The 16924-nt window shown below is 69.3% G+C and carries 11 protein-coding genes and 1 pseudogene; 3 read left to right on the forward strand and 9 right to left on the reverse strand.

Annotated elements, in window-relative coordinates:
- The 4 genes from VLK61_RS29010 to VLK61_RS29025 form a co-directional block, all read right to left on the reverse strand.
- Window positions 1-575 (reverse strand): ABC transporter permease (locus tag VLK61_RS29010; RefSeq protein WP_325426647.1); only part of this gene is annotated, 575 nt, incomplete at its 3' end.
- A complete protein-coding gene (locus VLK61_RS29015) occupies window positions 575-1639 on the reverse strand; it encodes an ABC transporter permease (RefSeq protein WP_325426649.1) in 1065 nt (354 codons plus the stop codon). The genes VLK61_RS29010 and VLK61_RS29015, both read right to left, overlap by 1 nt.
- Window positions 1636-3192 (reverse strand): ABC transporter ATP-binding protein, encoded by a 1557-nt coding sequence (locus VLK61_RS29020; protein ID WP_325426651.1) that lies wholly within the window; start codon window positions 3190-3192, stop codon window positions 1636-1638. The genes VLK61_RS29015 and VLK61_RS29020 overlap by 4 nt, the downstream gene beginning before the upstream one ends.
- A 67-nt stretch (window positions 3193-3259) precedes the next feature.
- A complete protein-coding gene (locus tag VLK61_RS29025; RefSeq protein WP_325426653.1) occupies window positions 3260-4258 on the reverse strand; it encodes a BMP family protein in 999 nt (332 codons plus the stop codon).
- Between the two features lie 199 nt (window positions 4259-4457).
- Between VLK61_RS29025 and VLK61_RS29030 the strand changes: the two genes are divergently transcribed.
- The gene (locus VLK61_RS29030) at window positions 4458-7691 is read left to right on the forward strand and encodes an EAL domain-containing protein (RefSeq protein WP_325426654.1); all 3234 of its coding nucleotides are present in this window, start codon (window positions 4458-4460) and stop codon (window positions 7689-7691) included.
- 136 nt (window positions 7692-7827) lie between these two features.
- Complete coding sequence (locus VLK61_RS29035; protein WP_325426656.1) at window positions 7828-9177, forward strand: TAXI family TRAP transporter solute-binding subunit; 1350 nt, start codon at window positions 7828-7830, stop codon at window positions 9175-9177.
- A 54-nt stretch (window positions 9178-9231) separates the two neighbouring features.
- Here the strand turns inward: VLK61_RS29035 and VLK61_RS29040 are convergent, their stop codons facing one another.
- From VLK61_RS29040 to VLK61_RS29055, 4 genes are read right to left on the reverse strand one after another with little or no spacing between them, the layout of a single operon-like run.
- Window positions 9232-10122, reverse strand: coding sequence for an SDR family oxidoreductase (locus tag VLK61_RS29040; protein ID WP_325426658.1), 891 nt, complete (start codon window positions 10120-10122; stop codon window positions 9232-9234).
- A 31-nt stretch (window positions 10123-10153) separates the two neighbouring features.
- Window positions 10154-11302, reverse strand: a complete 1149-nt coding sequence (locus VLK61_RS29045) for an acyl-CoA dehydrogenase family protein (protein ID WP_325426660.1) — start codon at window positions 11300-11302, stop codon at window positions 10154-10156.
- Window positions 11303-11329: 27 nt separating this feature from the next.
- Window positions 11330-12418, reverse strand: a complete 1089-nt coding sequence (locus VLK61_RS29050) for a CaiB/BaiF CoA transferase family protein (RefSeq protein WP_325426662.1) — start codon at window positions 12416-12418, stop codon at window positions 11330-11332.
- A 17-nt stretch (window positions 12419-12435) separates the two neighbouring features.
- The gene (locus VLK61_RS29055) at window positions 12436-14073 is read right to left on the reverse strand and encodes a 3-(methylthio)propionyl-CoA ligase (RefSeq protein WP_325426664.1); all 1638 of its coding nucleotides are present in this window, start codon (window positions 14071-14073) and stop codon (window positions 12436-12438) included.
- 167 nt (window positions 14074-14240) lie between these two features.
- Between VLK61_RS29055 and VLK61_RS29060 the strand changes: the two genes are divergently transcribed.
- The gene (locus VLK61_RS29060) at window positions 14241-16274 is read left to right on the forward strand and encodes a PAS domain-containing hybrid sensor histidine kinase/response regulator (protein ID WP_325426666.1); all 2034 of its coding nucleotides are present in this window, start codon (window positions 14241-14243) and stop codon (window positions 16272-16274) included.
- Window positions 16275-16365: 91 nt separating this feature from the next.
- On the opposite strand, the pseudogene VLK61_RS29065 reads toward VLK61_RS29060, so the two are convergent.
- Window positions 16366-16924 (reverse strand): annotated as a pseudogene (locus VLK61_RS29065) (acetyl-CoA C-acetyltransferase); the annotation flags it as partial.

Genomic DNA, 16924 nt, shown 5'->3' on the forward strand with positions numbered 1-16924 from the left:
GTGCGCGTGGCCGCCACCGAAATGCCCTGGCCTTCGGCGGCCTGCGGGTTCTCGCCCACCATGCGCAGCGCCAGGCCGGCGGGCGTGCGGTTCAGCAGGTACGCCAGCAGCGGCACCAGCGCCAGGGCCAGCAGCGTCAGCGGCGTCTGGCCGCTCAGCACCGGGAGGCCGAGGTCGGTCATCTCGGCAAACGGCGTGATCGTCGGCGGCGTGTTGACCCTGGGGAAACTGACGCGGTAGCCGTAATAGCTGAGTGACGTGGCCAGCAGCGTGATGCCCAGCCCGGCCACGTGCTGCGACAGCGCCAGGCCGACGGTCAGCGCGGCATGCAGCAGGCCGAACACGGCACCCGTGCCTGCGGCCACCAGCACCCCCAGCCACAAGCCCTGGCCGAAGTACACCGCCAGCCAGCCGCTGAACGCGCCGGCAACCATGATGCCCTCGATGCCGAGGTTCAGCACGCCCGCCCGTTCACACAGCAACACCCCCAGCGTGCCCAGGATCAGCGGCGTGGCGATGCGCAGCACCGCCACCCAGAAGGGCAGCTGCGTGACGATGTCGATCAGTTCCGTCATCACCGGCGCCAGCGCAGGCGGTACTGCGTCAGCAATGTCGCCACCAGCACGGCGATCAACGAGGTCGCGACGATCACGTCGGCGATGTAGGTCGGCACACCCACCGCCCGGCTCATGCTGTCGGCGCCGACCAGCACGCCGGCGACGAAGACGCTGGCGGCCAGCACGCCCAGCGGGTGCAGCCCCGCGAGCATCGCGATGACGATGCCGGTGTAGCCATAGCCCGGCGACATGTCCATCGTGACGTAGCCGGTGCGGCCGGCCACTTCGACGGCACCGGCCAGCCCGGCCAAGGCACCCGACATCAGCGCCACCCATACCGCCGTGCGCAAAGCCGGCACACCGGCGAAAGCCGCGGCGCGTGCATTCGCGCCCGTGGCGCGGATGTCGAAGCCCAGCACCGTGTGCTTGAACACCGCCCACAGCGCCACCGCCAGGCTGAAGGCAATGAACAGGCCGCTGTGCAGTCGCGTGCCTTCGAGCGGCCGCGCCAGTTCCAACTCGCCCGCCAGCGGCAGGCTCTGCGGCCAGCCCAGCGCCGACGGGTCCTTCATCGGCCCGTCGAGCAGGGCCGAGACTCCGAGCAGCACGATGAAGTTCATCAGCAGCGTCGTCACCACCTCGTCGACGCCCAACCGCATCTTCAGCAGCGCCGGCCCCAGCAACAGCAGCGCGCCGACGCCGGCCGCGGCCAGCAGCATCAGCGGAAACACCAGCCAGGGCGACGCCCACAACTCACCGCCGGCGTTCAGGCCACCGACCGCCACCGCCGCCATCGCACCGCCGTAGAACTGTCCCTCGGCGCCGATGTTGAACAGCCGCGCCTTGAAGGCCACCGTGGCGGCCAGGCCGGTCAGGATCAGCGGGATCGCGCGGGCGAAGGTTTCGCTCAGCGCAAACACCGAACCGAAGCCGCCGGAAAATATCGCCGAATAGGTGCGGCCTATCGGCGCACCGGCCCACAGCACCAGCAGGGCACTGACGCCCAGCGTGAACAGCACCGCGCCGATGGGCGCCAGCAGCAGCGCGGCCGGCGAGGCCTGGGCGCGCTTTTCCAGCCTCATGCCGCTGCAAGCTCGGCACGCTGCGCATCGCCGAGGCCGGCCATCGCGAGCCCCAGCGTTTCGCGGGTCCAGGCGTCGGCGGCCAGCGCTTCGGTCAGGCGGCCGGCATGCATCACCGCGACACGGTCGCCCAAGCTCAGCACTTCGTCCAGGTCGTCGGAGATCAGCAGCACCGCGGCACCGGCATCGCGCGCCGCGATCAGCTGCCGCTGCACAAAGGCCACCGCGCCGACATCCAGGCCCCAGGTCGGCTGGTGCGCGACGATCAGCCGCGGCGGCCGGCCGTCGGGCGCACGCAGCGCACGGCCCAGGATCAGCTTCTGCATGTTGCCGCCGGACAGCGCACGCGCCGGCGCCTGCGGGCCGGCGCCGCGCACATCGAAGTCCTTGACGATGCGTTGGGCATGCGCCTTCGCCGCGGTCCGCTTGACCCAGCGCAGCCCGGCGAAGCGGCGCGAAAACGCTGAACCGCGCAGCCGTTCGCTGACCGCGTTCTCCCACACCGGCAGGTCGCCGACCACACCGACCGCATGCCGGTCTTCCGGGATGCGCGCCACGCCCTGCTCCACCAGCAGCGCCGGTTGCGCAGGCATAGTCTGGCCGAGGTAGCGCAGGCTGCCAGTACTGGTCGCACGGGTGCCGCTCAAGATCTCCGCCAGCGCCACCTGGCCATTGCCCGACACCCCGGCAATCGCGACGATCTCGCCGGCATGCAGGCTCAGCGACACCGCATCGAGCCGGCCGCGGCCACCGGCCGTCGTGCTGACGCGATCCAGCACACACACCGCATCAGCCACCGCCAACGCTGGCTGCCGCGCCGGCAACACAATCGCCTGGCCGACCATCCACAGCGCCAGCTGCGCCTGTGTCACGTCGGCCGCTGCGGCTTGCGCCACCAGCTTGCCGGCGCGCAGCACGGCAATGCGATGGGACACCCGCAGCACCTCGCCCAGCTTGTGGCTGATGAAGATGATGGACAAGCCCTGTGCCACCATCTGCGCCAGCGTCGCGAACAGCGCTTCGCTTTCCTGCGGCGTCAGCACGGCGGTCGGTTCATCGAGGATCAGGATGCGCGCGCCGCGCACCAGCGCCTTCAGGATCTCGACACGCTGGCGTTCACCGACCGACAGGCTGCCGACCAGCGCATCCGGTTGCACCGCCAGTCCGAAGCGCTGCGCCGCGGCCAGCAGCCGTTCACGTGCGACGCGGCGTGCCGACCACGGCCGCCACAGTGGCTCGGTGCCCAGCATCACGTTGTCCAGCACCGTCAGGTTGTCGGCCAGCGTGAAGTGCTGGTGGACCATGCCGATGCCGGCGGCCAGCGCGGCGCGCGGCTGGCCGGGCGGCAGCGGCTGGCCGAACACCTCGATCGTGCCGGCATCGGCTTCATAGTGCCCAAACAGAATGGACACCAGCGTCGACTTGCCGGCGCCGTTTTCGCCCAGCAGCGCCAGCACCTCGCCGCGCGACAGCTCGAGCGAGATGTCGTCGTTGGCCACCAGCGCACCGAAGCGCTTGCTGATGTGCTGCAGGCGCAGCACGGTGTCGCTCATCGCGGCATCGATGTCACTTCGTTCCCGACTTCGGCTGCCGGGCGCTTGTGTTCGCAGCCATCGCCGCTCACTTCGTTCCCGACTTCGGCTGCGAGTCATCCACCTTCACGGTGAAGCTGCCGTCCAGGATGGCCTTCTCCTTGGCCCGGACCTTGGCGACGATCTCGGCCGGTACCTTCTTCTCGAAGGTGCCCAGCGGCGCCAGCGACGAGCCCTTGTGCTTCATCATCGAATAATGGCCATAGTCCTCGGCCGTGAACTTGCCATCCTTCACCAGCTTCAGCGCGCGGTCGATGGTCGGCTCCATGTGCCACAGCGCCGAGGCCACCACGGTGTCGGGGTACTTGTCCTGCGTGTCGATGACGTTGCCGATGGCCAGCACCTTGCGCTCCTTCGCCGCGTCGCTGACGCCGAAGCGTTCGGCATACATCACGTCGGCGCCCTTGTCGATCATCGCGAAGGCGGCTTCCTTGGCCTTGGGCGGGTCGAACCAGCTGTTGATGAAGGACACGGTGAATTCGACCTTCGGATTGACCTCCTTCGCGCCGGCCATGAAGGCGTTCATCAGCCGGTTCACCTCGGGGATCGGGAAGCCGCCGACCATGCCGATCTTGTGGCTCTTGGTCATGCCGCCGGCGACCATGCCGCTCAGGTAGGCCGGGTCCTGGATGTAGTTGTCGAAGACCGAGAAATTCGGTGCCTGCGGCTTGCCCGAGGAGCCCATCAGGAACGAGACCTTGGGGAAGTCTTTCGCCACCTTGCGCGCCGCGGCTTCGATGCCGAAGGCCTCGCCGACGATGAAGCCGCTGCCGCCATTGGCGTATTCACGCATCACGCGTTCGTAGTCGGCATTGGCGACGTTCTCGCTGGCCTTGTACTCGATCTCGCCGCGCGCTTCGGCCGCCTTCAGCGCCTTGTGGATGCGGCTGACCCATTGCTGCTCGAAGGGCACGGTGTAGATCGCCGCCACCTTGGGCTTGGCCTGTGCGGCGGCGAGGCCGGGCAGCAGCGCCGCGGCGGCGGCCAGCACGATCACGGTGCGACGGGAGAGTGGCGTGAGGCTCATGAGGTCTCCTTCTTGAAGGGATCGGGGAGAAAAGGCGCTGCACGCAAGCCGCATGCCCGTGAATTCGCGCAAGCGCCGGGCGGCAGGGTGCCGGCAATTTAACAGCGCAGCGACATCCTTCACGTTTTTCCCCGCCCGGGCGGTTCGACAAGGCGCCGATGGCACAGCCGTTGCATGCACCCTGTTACACACCCTTGCCATGAAGCAGCTGTTCACCCGTTTCCTCGGCCGCCTGAGCGTGAGCCGCAAGCTGATGCTGATCTACCTGCTCGACCTGAGCGCGGTGATCTTCATCAGCGGCATCCTGATCAACGAGAAGTTCATCGCCATCGACTTCGCGCGCAAGGAACTGGCCGGCAACGCCTACGTCGGCGAGGTGCGCCAGGGCCTGATGGTCCTGGCCCGCGATGGCGACGCGCAGTTGCTGCCCGGCGCGAATCCGCTGGCCGATCGCCTGCAGCGCGCCGAACAGCAGCATGGCGCCGGCATGAACAGCAGCGACACCAGCGTGGCGCTGCAGGCCGCGCTGCTGGCGCTGGCGGCCTCGCCGCTGGGCGGGCCGACAACGTCCAGCAGCCACGCGCTGGCGCTGCGTCAGCAGGCTTTCGAGCGGGCACGTGCGCTGGTCACGCGCATCGGCAACCAGTCGAACCTGATCCTCGACCCCGACCTGGACAGCTACTACACGATGTCCATCGTGCTGCTGCGCTACCCCGAACTGCTGGAACTGGTGGCGCAGATCGGCCATGAACTGCAGCAGCAGGCCCAGGGCCCGCAACCCCCTGGCAACGACGCACGCACGCGCTACCTGGTGCTCGAAGGCCGCCTGGTGGCCACCGCGCGCGGCATCGAGTCCGACCATGCCGAAGCCTTTGCCGCGGCCGCCGATGCGCAGCTGCGCCACGCGCTGCAGCCCGGCCAGGCGCGGTTGCTGGCCGGCATCGAGCGATTTCGCAGCACCAGCCGGCTGCTGCTGGACAGCGCCGGCGGCGCACCCGGCCTGCCCGCGCTGCATGCCGACCAGCAGGCCTTGTTCGGCGCGCTGGACGGCGCCTGGCAATCCAGCGCCGCGCAGCTGGACCGGTTGATCGACGTGCGCATCGGCGGCTTCTTCACCCGCATGTGGCTGCACATGGGCACGGCGCTGTTCCTGCTGCTGCTGATCCTGACGGCGGTGTACTTCGTCGCGCGGCTGATCGCGCTGCCGCTGCGCCGGTTGTCCGACGTGGCCGACACGGTGCGCCGCACCGGCGACCACAGCTTGCGCGCGCAGTGGAACAGCCACGACGAGATCGGCCGCCTGGTGGACGGCTTCAACAGCATGCTGGCCCAGCTGGACCATGAGCGCGGCATCCAGCAGGAGCTGGCGGCCACCGCACGCGCCGCGCAGGCCCAGCAGAACCTGGTGGAGGCCACGCCGATCCCGATGGTGGTGACGGCAGTACCGGGCCATGAGGTGCTGCATGCCAACGGCCCGGCCGCCGCCTGGCTGAATGGCCGGCGCAGCGACCCCTGGGCCGTCGGGCTGGAGGCCCCGGTGCGCGCCCGCTTCTTCCAGGAACTGGCCGACCGCGAGGCGGTCAATCAATTCGAGGTGCACTGGCGCGGCGGCGCCGAGCCGGCCTGGGCCGTGCTGTCGGCACGACGCCTGGTCTACCAGGGCCAGGACGCAGTGCTGACCGCCTTCGCGCCCATCAGCGATCTGAAGACCCTGGAGCAGCGGCTGGAGCTGTGGGCCAAGGTCTTCGAGGCCTCGTCCGAGGGCATCCTGATCCTCGACGCACGGCACCGCGTGCTCACCGCCAACCGCGCGCTGTGCCGCCACACCGGGTTCGAGTTGGCCGAGCTGATCGGCGAGACGCTGGCGCCCCTGTTCGACGAAGAGGCCAGCAGCGCCGTGCTGGCGCAGATCTGGGCCGCCGCCGACAAGCGCGGCAGCTGGCAAGGCGAAGTGCGGCTGAAGCGGCGCAGCGACAGCACCTACCCGGCCTGGCTGGTGGTCAGCGCGGTGCGCGACGGGCCGGGCAGCGTCTCGCACTACATCTGCACCGCACTGGACATCAGCGACCGCAAGGCCAGCGAGGAGCGCATTCACTTCCTGGCCCATCACGATGCGCTGACCGGTTTGCCCAACCGCCTGCTGTTCACCGAACGCCTGCGCCAGGCCACCCAGCAGGCGCGGCGCAGTGGCCATCAGGTGGCGGTGCTGTTCATCGACCTCGACCGCTTCAAGACCATCAATGACTCGCTGGGCCACCATGCCGGGGACGCGCTGCTGCGCTCGGTGGCCAAGCGGCTGCAGGAGGCGGTGCGCGACGGCGACACGGTGTGCCGGCTGGGCGGCGACGAGTTCGTCATCGCCTTGAGCGGCGTCAACGGCAGCGACGAGGTGCTGGGCATCGTCGAGCGCCGGCTGGTGCCGATGATCCGCCGCGTGCACCAGGTCGGCAGTGCCGAGCTGCATGTGTCCTGCAGCATCGGCGTGGCGCTGTTCCCCGATGATTCGCGCGACATCGACGAGTTGATGCAGCATGCCGACGTGGCGATGTACCAGGCCAAGGCCATGGGCCGCGACAGCGCCCAGTTCTTCACGCCCGAGCTGAACGAGCGCGCGCACAAGCGGCTGCGGCTGGAATCGCAGCTGCGCCACGCCATCGACCGGGGCGAGATGGCGCTGCACTACCAGCCGCGCGTCGCGGCGCAAAGCGGCACGCTGGTCGGCGTCGAAGCGCTGCTGCGCTGGTCCTCGCCGGAGCTGGGCGAGGTCTCGCCGGTGGAGTTCATTCCGATCGCCGAGGAGTCGCGGCTGATCATGGGCATCGGCGCCTGGGTCATCACCGAAGCCTGCCGCCAGCATGCGCTGTGGAAGGACCAGGGCCTGGGCGAGGTGGCTGTCTCGATCAACCTGTCGGCCGTGCAGCTGCGCGACCCCGACCTGGTGGAGGTGCTGCGCCAGGCCATCGCGCGCTACGGCGTGAACCCGGCCGCGCTGGAACTCGAGCTCACCGAATCGACGCTGATGGAAACGGTGAAGGACACGCTGGGCCAGCTGCATGCACTGAAGCGCCTGGGCGTCTCGCTGTCAGTCGACGACTTTGGCACCGGCTATTCCAGCCTGAACTACCTGAACCGCTTCCCGATCGACCGGCTGAAGATCGACCGCTCCTTCGTGCGCGACCTGCTGGCCGATGCCACCGACCTGGCGATCACCCGCGCCATCATCGGCCTGGGCCATACGCTGGGCCTGCGCGTGGTGGCCGAAGGGGTCGAAAGCGAAGCGGTGGCCGGAGCCCTGCGCGCCGCACACTGCGATGAACTGCAGGGTTATCACTTCGCGCGGCCGCTGCCGCCGGCCGAGCTGGTGGCCTGGTTGCTGAGCAACCGGCAGGCGCCGCGCAAAGAAGCACACGATACGCAGAACGCCACCGGCTGAAGTACTGCGGATACCCTCGGGCCATGGCTCAGCGCAGCTCGACCTGCGGGGCGGCTTCTTCACCTGAGGGCCCGCTGCGTAGGCAGCGTGTGCCGCGCGGTATCGTAGCGGCATGGCCCTGCCCTCCTCCCCGCCGATGACCCGCGTGCTGCACAAGACGCTGCAGCACACCTTGCTGTCGGTGCGCGACCTGCTGGTCACCGCCGGGCCCCTGGTGCTGCTGACCTTGGTGCTGCTGCTGCTGGCCTACTGGGTGCTGGACCCGACGCCGCCGCAACGCGTGGTGCTGGCCACCGGCACGCCGCGCGGCGCCTATGCCGAGTTCGGACAGCGTTATGCCAAGGTGCTGAAGCGCCATGGCATCACTGTCGAATTGCGCAACACCCAAGGCGCGGCGGAGAACCTGGCGCTACTGCGCAACCCGGACTCGGGCGTCGACGTGGCCTTCGTGCAGGGTGGTGCCGATGCCGAAGGCAGCGAGCAGAACCCGGCGAACAAGGACCTGCTGTCACTCGGCAGCCTGTTCCATGAACCGGTGTGGCTGTTCTATCGCCAGGATGCGGCGCAACGGCTGCTGAAATCCAATGCCCTGACCAGCCTGGCCCAGCTGCCCGGCTGGCGCCTGAACATCGGTCCGCCCGGCAGCGGCGTGCCGAACCTGATGAACCGCGTGCTGGAGGCCAATGCGCTGAAGCCCGAGACGCTGACGCTGCTGCGGCAGGAAGAAACGCCTGCCGTCGTGGCGCTGCTCGACGGTTCGCTCGATGCGCTGGTCTTCGCCTCGGCGCCCGAATCGCTGATGGTGCAGATGCTGCTGCGCACGCCCGGCATCCGGCTGTTCGACTTCGCGCAGGCCGAGGCCTATGCGCGCCGCTTCGAGTTCATCAGCCCGGTGCTGCTGCCGCGCGGCATCGTCGACCTGGCCACCGACCAGCCGCCGCAGGACGTGCACCTGGTGGCGCCCACCGCCATGCTGGTGGCGCGCGAACACACCCACCCGGCGCTGATCCAGCTGCTGGTGCAGGCCGCGCAGGAAGTGCATGGCGGCGCCGGCTGGTTCCAGCGCCGCGGCGAGTTCCCGAACATCCGCAACACCGAATGGCCGCTGGCCGCCGAGGCTGAACGTTATTACCGCAACGGCCCACCGTGGATGCAGCGCTACCTGCCGTTCTGGTTCGCCAACCTGTTCGACCGCATGTGGGTGGTGCTGGTGTCGATCATCGCGGTGCTGCTGCCGCTGTCGCGCATCGTGCCGCCGCTGTACCAGTTCCGCATCCGCTCCCGGGTGTTCCGCTGGTATGCGCAGCTGCGGGCGATCGAAGAGGGCCTGGGCTCGCGGCCGGCCGAAGAACTGGCGCGTGAACTCGACGAGGTCGAGGCCCGCGTCGGGCAGGTCAGCGTGCCGCTGTCCTATGCCGATGAACTCTATTCACTGCGCGGCCATATCGCGATGGTGCGGCGGCGGCTCGCCGGCCCGCGAGCGTGAGCGTCCGCAGGCGGCACGCCGGCGACCCGACAGCGTTTGACGTGGGTCAGGCACTCAGGTCGTGCGCTGCAGCCGATCCGCCTTGTTGCGATCTTCGATCGCCGCTCGCGCCGTGGCCCAGTCCGCGTCGGTCCAGTCCCGCATCGCCGAAAAGTTGCCGCCGGTGGCCTGGTACTGGCCGCCGTCGATGGCGATGGTCTGGCCGTTGACGTACTCGGCCTGATCGCTCATCAGGTAGACCGCCAGGTTGGCCAGCTCCGGCATGCGGCCGGCGCGGTCCATCGGGTTGCCGCGGGCCTTGTGCTCACCGCCGCCGGGGTTCAGGCGTGCGCTCATGCCTTCGGTGGGGAACAGGCCGGGCGCGATGGCGTTGAAGCGGATGCCGCGGCCGGCCCATTCCACCGCCAGCGATTGCGTCATCGCATGCAAACCCGACTTGGCCATCGCCGAGGGCACGACGAAGGGCGAGCCGTTCCAGACCCAGGTCACCAGGATCGACAGCACCGAGGCCTTGCGGCCTTCGGCCAGCCAGCGCTTGCCGCAGTCCAGCGTCATGCTGAAGCTGCCGCGCAGCACGATGTTGCTCACCGCGTCGAAGCCGCGCACCGACAGGTCTTCGGTGCGGCTGACGAAGTTGCCCGCGGCATTGTTGACCAGGCCGGTCAGCGCGCCGCCGTCGGCCCAGATGCGGTCCAGCATCTCGGTGATGGCATCGGGCTGGCGGATGTCGCAGGCCAGGCCGGTGGCCTGCCCGCCATGCCGGGCCATCAACTCGCCGGCCGTGTCTTCGACCACCGGGCCGCGCCGGCCGCACAGGTAGACCTGGGCGCCGAGCATCAGGAAGCCTTCGGCCATCACACGTCCGAGCCCCGTGCCGCCACCGGTGATCAGGATGCGCTGGCCGTTCAGCAGGCCGGGCTTGTAGAGCATGTCGTCGAGGGTCATGGTGTCGTCTGTCCTTGGGTGGTCGCGGCGCTCACAAGGCCCGCGAGATGACTTCCTTCATGATCTCGCTGGTGCCGCCATAGATGCGCTGCACCCGCGCGTCGGCATACATGCGGGTGATCATGGTCTCGTTCATGTAGCCGTAGCCGCCCCACAGCTGCAATAACTCGTCGAGCACGCGGCCCTGGGTCTCGGAGGCCCAGAGCTTGGCCATCGCCGCGGTGGCGGCGTCCAGCGTGCCGGCCACCAACTGCTCGACGCAGCGGTCGATGAAGGCGCGGCCCACCGTGATCTGCGTCGCGCATTCGGCCAGCTTGAACTGGGTGTTCTGGAACTCGCTGATCGGCTTGCCGAAGGCCTTGCGCTCGCGGGTGTAGGCCAGCGTGGCGTCGAAGGCGCCTTCCAGGCACGCGATGGCGCTCACGCCGATGATCAAACGTTCATACGGCAGATCGCCCATCAGCTGGTAGAAGCCCTGGCCCTCCTGGCCGCCCAGCAGGTTCTCGACCGGCACCTGCACGTCGTCGAAGAAGAGTTCCGAGGTGTCCTGCGCCTTCAAGCCCATCTTGTCGAGCCGGCGGCCGATGCGGTACCCCGGCTGATCCGCGGTCTCGACGATGAGGATCGAGGTGCCGCGTGCACCCTGCACCGGATCGGTCTTGCAGACCACCAGCACCACGCCGGCCAGGGTGCCGTTGGTGATGAAGGTCTTGCTGCCGTTGATGCGGTAATGCTCGCCGCGCCGCTCGGCGCGCGTGCGCACGCCCTGCAGGTCGGAGCCGGCGCCAGGCTCGGTCATCGCGATGGCGCCGACGATCTCGCCGCGCGCCAGGCGCGGCAGGAAGCGCTGCTTCTGCGCCTCGGTGCCGTGGTTCAGGAAATAGCGCGAGACGATGGCGTGCACGGAGGTGCTCATGCCGGTCAGCGCGCGGCGGGCCATCTCTTCGTAGAACACCGCCCCGTGGCGAAAGTCACCGCCGCCGCCGCCGTAGGCTTCCGGGATGTCCGGGCACAGGAAGCCCAGTTCGCCGGCACGGCGCCAGATCGCATGGCCGACATGGCCTTGCTGGCGCGCGGCTTCATCCTGCGGCTGCAGCTCGACTTCGATGAAACGGATCACCGAGTCGCGGTAACGCGCCAGATCCTCGTCATTCCACGAGCGCTTGAAGGCCAGGGGCATGCGCTGTCTCCCGTTTGAAAACGTGGCTCAGGCGTCGTTCGCCGCGGTCCAGGCGCGGTGCGAGTCGGCCAGCGTGGTGGCCGCCGGCGGCACCGGCCGTGCCGAGGGCGTGCGCGAAAAACGCGGCGCCGGCGCCGGCTGTACCACGCCATCGAGCGAGACGAAGGTGTCGCGCGCGCGGTTGTGCGCATGTTGCGGCGCCTCGTCCCAATCGAGCACCGGCGCAAAGCAGGCGTCGCTGCCTTCGAGCAGCGCGCACCACTCGTCGCGGGTGCGCGTGCGGAACACATCGGCCAGCCGCAGCTTCAGCATCGGCCAGCGGGCCGCGTCCATCTGCGCATCGAAGATCGCATCGTGGATGCCGCAGCGTTCACGCAGCTCGGCATAGAACTGTGGCTCGATCGCGCCGATGGCGATGTACTTGCCGTCGGCGCAGGCATAGGTGTCGTAGAAATGTGCGCCGCCATCGAGCATGTTCTCGCCGCGCTGGTTGCTCCAGCGGCCGGCCGACTTGAAGCCGTACATGAAGGCCGAGAGCAGTGCGGCGCCATCGGTCATCGCGGCGTCCACCACCTGGCCACGGCCGGAGCTGCGCGCCTCGTGCAGGGCCGCCAGCAGGCCCACCGCGAGCAGCATGCCGCCGCCGCCGAAGTCGCCGACGTAGTTCAGCGGCGGCACCGGCGCTTCACCCGGCCGGCCGATGGCATGCAGCGCACCGCTGATCGCGATGTAGTTGATGTCGTGGCCGGCAGCATGCGCCAAGGGCCCGTGCTGGCCCCAGCCGGTCATGCGGCCGTAGACCAGGCGCGGGTTGCGTGCCAGGCAGGCCTCGGGGCCCAGGCCCAGGCGTTCCATCACGCCGGGCCGGAAGCCTTCGATCAGCGCGTCGGCCTTGTCGATGAAGCCGCGCGCGGTCTCGGCGCCCTCGGTCTGGCGCAGGTCCAGCGGCAGCGCCAGGCGGTTGCGCGTGCTCACGTCGTGCGGATCCACCACCACGCCGGGCCGCGTGATGCGCAGCACCTGTGCGCCCATGTCGGCCAGCAGCATCGCGCAAAACGGTGCCGGACCGAGGCCGGCCATCTCCACCACCTTCAGCCCAGCCAAGGGTCCGGCCATCGGAGCATCTCCTGTGATCAAGCGGTCGGCAATCGGTAATCGCGAAACTGTTCGCGCAGCCGGGTTTTCAGCAGCTTGCCGGTGGCCGTGTGCGGCAGGCTGTCGACAAACACCACGTCGTCCGGCAGCCACCATTTGGCCACGCGCGCGCTCAGGTAGTCCAACATGGCCTCGCGCGTCAGCTCGTGGTCCGCGCGCTTGACCACCAGCAGCAGCGGCCGCTCCTGCCACTTCGGATGCGCCACGCCAATGATCGCGGCTTCGGCCACCGCCGGGTGGCCCATCGCGACGTTCTCGAGGTCGATCGACGAGATCCATTCGCCGCCGGACTTGATGACGTCCTTGGCGCGGTCGACCAGCTGCAGGTAGCCGTCGGCATCGATGGTCGCGACATCGCCGGTCGGAAAGTAGCCCTCGGCATCCAGCACCGAGCCGCCTTCGCTCTTGAAGTAGCCGCTGCAGATCCAGGGCCCGCGCACCAGCAGGTGGCCGAAGGCCTGGCCGTCCCAGGGCAAGGCCTGGCCGGTTTCGTCAACGATCTTCAGCTCCACGCCCCAGACACCGCGGCCCTGCTTGAGCTTGACCTTCACCAGCTCGTCGCCGCTGATCTGGTCGTGTTTGGGCAGCAGCTTGCTGATCACGCCGATCGGGCTGGTTTCGGTCATGCCCCAGCCCTGCGTGACCTCGGCGCCGAAATCGCGCTCGAAGCGCTCGAGCATCGCGCGCGACACCGCCGCGCCGCCGATGCCCACGCGCTGGATGCCCAGATCGCGCGGCTTGAGCTGCGGGTTGGCATCGAAGAACTGGAACAGCATCAGCCACACCGTCGGCACGCCCTGCGAGAACGTGACGCGCTCGTCGCGCAGCAGCTCGTAGATGCTCTTGCCGTCGAGGTGCGGGCCGGGCAGCACCAGCTTGGCGCCGACCATCGCCGCCCCGTACGGCGTGCCCCAGGCATTGGCATGGAACATCGGCACCACCAGCAACACGGTTTCGCGCGTGCTCAGGCCGAAGGTGTCGGGCGCCAGTTCCATCAGTGTGTGCAGCATCGTCGAGCGATGCGAATACAGCACGCCCTTGGGGTGGCCGGTGGTGCCCGAGGTGTAGCACAGCGACGAAGCGCTGCGCTCGTCCAGCGCCGGCCAGGTGTAGGCCGTGCTCTGCGCGCCGATCAGCTCGTCGTAGCACAGCAGGTTCGGCAGCTCGATCGCCGGCATGTGCGCACGGTCTGTCATCGCGATGAAGGCCTTCACCGTCTTCAGCGCCGGCGCCAGCTTCTCGACCAGCGGCGCGAACGTGATGTCGAAGAACAGCAGCTGGTCTTCGGCATGGTTGACGATGTAGTCGATCTGCTCGGGAAACAGCCGCGGGTTCACCGTGTGCAGCACCGCGCCGCTGCCCGAGACGCCGTAGTACAGCGCCAGGTGGCGGTAGCCGTTCCAGGCCAGCGTGCCGACACGCTCGCCGGGCTGGATGCCCAGCGCCTGCAGTGCGTTGGCGATCTGCCTGGCCTGCAGCCGGATGTCGCCCCAGTTGCTGCGGTGCACCGTGCCCTCCGGCAGTCGCGAGATGATTTCGGTGCCGGGGTGGAAGGTGGCCGCATGCTCGATCAGCGACGAGATCAGCAGCGGCCGGTCTTGCATCAGTCCGAGCATGGGCGGCGCTCCGAGGTCAGGGTGGCGCACATGCTAGGCGCGGCCCGCGCCGGCCGATATCGTCGGATGCGACGATTCCAGGCCCTGCCGGCGCCATGCCGCACTGCACAAGCGCCGCGCACCGGGTGGTAGAGTCGTCGCCAGCCCAGCCACTGCCAGCGGCCCCCATGAAACGCGCGGACTCCAGCTCCCGCCAGCAACGGCTTGAACGTGCGTTGGCTGGCTCGCACGACGGTTACTGGGAACGCGACCTGCACAGCGGCGAGAGCTGGTACTCGCCCAGCTTCTACGCCCTGTTCGGCCTGACGCCCGAGGCCCTGCCCGGCCGGCGCGGCATGGCCACCGCGCGGGTGCATCCGGACGACCGCGCGCATTTCATCGCCGCCTACGAACAGGCCTTGCGCGAGCTGACGCGCTTCAGCTACGAAGTCCGCTTCCTCGATGGCGCCGGCGCCTGGCGCTGGGTGCGCGGCCGCGGCCAGGTGTGGCCCGGCGACGATGGCCGCGCCCGCTACATCTGCGGCGCGGCGAGCGATGTGCACCGCGAGAAGACCGCGCTGCTGGCGCTGGAGGACCAGCGGGCGCAGCTCGAGGCGCTGGTGGCCGAACGCACCGCCGGGCTGCAGGCGGCCCGGCAGCTGGCAGAGCAGCGCCGCGACGAAGCCGAAGCGGCGAATGCCGCCAAGTCGGTGTTCCTGGCGCAGATGAGCCACGAGATCCGCACGCCGCTGAACGGTGTGTTGGGCCTCACCGAACTGGCGCTGCGCATGGCGCAATCGCCGGCGCAGCGGCGCTACCTGGAGACCTCGCTGAAATCGGGCCAGGCCCTGCTGCGGGTGATTTCCGACGTGCTGGACTTCTCGCGCATCGAAGCCGGCGGCGTCGAGCTGCAGGCCCGGCCGCTCGACCTGCCGCAGCTGCTGGCCGACGCGCTGCGCGGCGTGATGCCGCTGGTCACCGGCCGCCCGCTGGCGCTGCTGTACGACTGGACCGGGGATGACGAGCAGGCCGTCGGTGATGAACGCTGCATCCGCCAGATCATCAACAACCTGGTCGGCAACGCCATCAAGTTCACCGCAGAAGGGCTGATCATCGTCAGTGGCGACGCGCAGCGCCGGCCCGACGGCCAACTGCAGATCCGGATCCGCATCGAAGACAGCGGCCCAGGCATCGCGGCCGCGCAGCGCGAACGCGTGTTCGAAGCCTTCGTGCAGGGCGACGAGCGCCTGTCACGCACGCACGGCGGCACGGGCCTGGGCCTGGCCATCGCACGCCGCCTGGCGCGCGCAATGGGCGGCGACCTCGTGCTGGACGCGCAGCATGCGCCGGGCGCGGCGCTGCAGCTGTCGTTGACGCTACCGGCCGCTGCCGCGGTGCAGCCGCTACAAGCAGCCGCATTGCCGCCGCGCCATGTCTGGCTGGTGTATCCGCACGCCGGCGCCGCGCAATGGACCGAGCGGCGCTTTCAGCGCCTGGGCAGCAGCATCGAATCACTGCCCTCGCTGGCCGAGGCCATCACCACGGCACAGCGACTGGCCGCGCCGGGCAGGTCCGCGCCGCCGCATCGCCGGCCCGACCTGGTGCTGATCGCCGAGCAGGCGCTGAGCCCGGAATCCAGCCTGGCGTCGCTGCGCGAGGCACTGCCCCAGGCCGCGCTGCACCTGGCGATCCGCCCTGACTGGTACCAGCCGGCGCTGGAAGCGCAGGCCCGTGCGCTGGGCATCGTCAACACCATGCTGCCGTTCACGCCGCGTACTTTGCGTGCCATGCTCGCCGGCGCGGCCAGCGCGGGCCAGGCCCTGCTGCCGGCGCCGCCGCTGCGCCAGGGCGCCAGCGTGCTGCTGGTCGAGGACAACCCGGTGAACCAGCTGGTCGGCTCGGAGTTCCTGCGTGCGCTGGGGCTGCAGGTGAACATCGCCAACGAAGGCACCGAGGCGCTGGCGGCTTGCCAGGCGCAGCCGCCCGACCTGGTGCTGATGGACCTGCAGATGCCCGGCATGGACGGCCTGGAAGCCACGCGCCGGCTGCGCGACATGCAGCGCCAGGCGCTGTGGCCCGGCGCGCCCATCGTGGCGCTGACGGCGCATGCCGGCGCCAGCGACCGGCAGGCCTGCGAAGCCGTCGGCATGGACGCGGTGCTGACCAAGCCGCTGACGATGGACACGCTGCAGCGGGAACTGGCGCGCTGGCTGGCGGCGTGATTCCATCCCCCTGAGCGCCTGCGGCGCCTGCTTGGCGTCTGGTGCAGCGGACAGGACCCAAGCGTTGACCAGGGCGCTCGGCGCCCCTCGATCACAGTCGCTCGATGATCGTCACATTGGCCATGCCGCCGCCTTCGCACATGGTCTGCAGGCCGTAGCGGCCGCCGCGGGCCTGCAGCGCATGCAGCAGCGTGCTCATCAGCTTGGTGCCCGAGGCGCCAAGCGGGTGGCCCAGCGCGATGGCGCCGCCGTTGACGTTCAGCTTTGCCGGGTCGCCGCCGCTCACCTGCAGCCAGGCCAGCGGCACCGGCGCGAAGGCTTCGTTGACTTCGTAGAGGTCGATGTCATCGATTTTCAAACCGGCCTTCTGCAGTGCACGCTGCGTTGCCGGGATCGGCGCGTCGAGCATGATCACCGGGTCGCCCCCGACCATCGTCATGTGGTGGATGCGCGCCAGCGGCTTGACGCCCAGCGCCTTCAGGCCACGCTCGCTGACCACCATCACGCCGCTGGCGCCGTCGCAGATCTGGCTGGCATTGGCCGCGGTGATGCTGCCGCCTTCCTGCAGCAGTTTGACGCTGCTGATGGACTCCATCGTCGCGTCGAAGCGGATGCCTTCGTCGGCGGTGTGCATCTCGCTACTGTGCGAC

This window comes from Aquabacterium sp., assembly GCF_035476535.1.
Classification (GTDB): domain Bacteria; phylum Pseudomonadota; class Gammaproteobacteria; order Burkholderiales; family Burkholderiaceae_C; genus Pseudaquabacterium.

What these genes read in the sequence shown, in the direction of transcription:
- VLK61_RS29045 (WP_325426660.1), bottom strand. Translation starts at nt 11,302, where the DNA reads ATGCCCCTGGCCTTCAAGCGCTCGTGGAATGACGAGGATCTGGCGCGT.
- VLK61_RS29030 (WP_325426654.1), top strand. Translation starts at nt 4,458, where the DNA reads ATGAAGCAGCTGTTCACCCGTTTCCTCGGCCGCCTGAGCGTGAGCCGC.
- VLK61_RS29020 (WP_325426651.1), bottom strand. Translation starts at nt 3,192, where the DNA reads ATGAGCGACACCGTGCTGCGCCTGCAGCACATCAGCAAGCGCTTCGGT.
- VLK61_RS29035 (WP_325426656.1), top strand. Translation starts at nt 7,828, where the DNA reads ATGACCCGCGTGCTGCACAAGACGCTGCAGCACACCTTGCTGTCGGTG.
- VLK61_RS29015 (WP_325426649.1), bottom strand. Translation starts at nt 1,639, where the DNA reads ATGAGGCTGGAAAAGCGCGCCCAGGCCTCGCCGGCCGCGCTGCTGCTG.
- VLK61_RS29060 (WP_325426666.1), top strand. Translation starts at nt 14,241, where the DNA reads ATGAAACGCGCGGACTCCAGCTCCCGCCAGCAACGGCTTGAACGTGCG.
- VLK61_RS29055 (WP_325426664.1), bottom strand. Translation starts at nt 14,073, where the DNA reads ATGCTCGGACTGATGCAAGACCGGCCGCTGCTGATCTCGTCGCTGATC.
- VLK61_RS29040 (WP_325426658.1), bottom strand. Translation starts at nt 10,122, where the DNA reads ATGACCCTCGACGACATGCTCTACAAGCCCGGCCTGCTGAACGGCCAG.
- VLK61_RS29025 (WP_325426653.1), bottom strand. Translation starts at nt 4,258, where the DNA reads ATGAGCCTCACGCCACTCTCCCGTCGCACCGTGATCGTGCTGGCCGCC.
- VLK61_RS29050 (WP_325426662.1), bottom strand. Translation starts at nt 12,418, where the DNA reads ATGGCCGGACCCTTGGCTGGGCTGAAGGTGGTGGAGATGGCCGGCCTC.